At 42.6% G+C, this 533-nt stretch carries 1 protein-coding gene; it reads right to left on the bottom strand.

Annotated features, from left to right (window positions below):
- Positions 1-430 (bottom strand): sulfate transporter CysZ (cysZ, locus tag R8N47_RS28000; protein ID WP_318186458.1); only part of this gene is annotated, 430 nt, incomplete at its 3' end.
- Between the last annotated feature and the right edge of the window lie 103 nt (positions 431-533).

The following is a 533-nucleotide window of genomic DNA, read 5'->3' as shown; positions in this document are numbered from 1 at the left end:
TATAAAGCAGTTTTCTCCATTCGCGAGCAAGTACGCGAGGCACATCTTTTAGAACAGCCGTAAAGCCGTTGTCATTAATTTTTTTTCCGGTTAGCGTCTCTTCAACTTTTTCTGCTAACAGCCCGTTGAAGGGAGCGGCAATAAAGTTGGCTAACGTGCTAAAGAAATAAGAGAAGGTGGCCAGTATCGTTAGAGCAAGTAGGGGCCACAAGATATACGTGAGCCAAGAGAGAAACTCTGGTAACTGTCCAATCCAACCTTCAATCCACATGTTCAAGTGGGAGAATAGATAGAAGATAGCCCCACCCACGAGAATAATATTTGCTAAAAGTGGTAACACGACAAAACGTCTTATCTCTGGAGAGAGCGCCAATTGAATTCCGTATAGGAAGTAACCGAATCCGGTTCGTTGCTGATTGTTAATCTTCATATCCAATATTTTCGTGTGAGTGAGAACTCATTGTACCTGTCGATGATTTTCTTTCAATGCCCTAACAATTAGGGTCTTGCAAAGTGGAATCGTGGCAAGAATC

The sequence above is a fragment of the Vibrio sp. 2132-1 genome (assembly GCF_033344315.1).
Note: the sequence above shows the minus strand (reverse complement) of the source record. Positions and strands in the feature narration are given on the sequence as shown.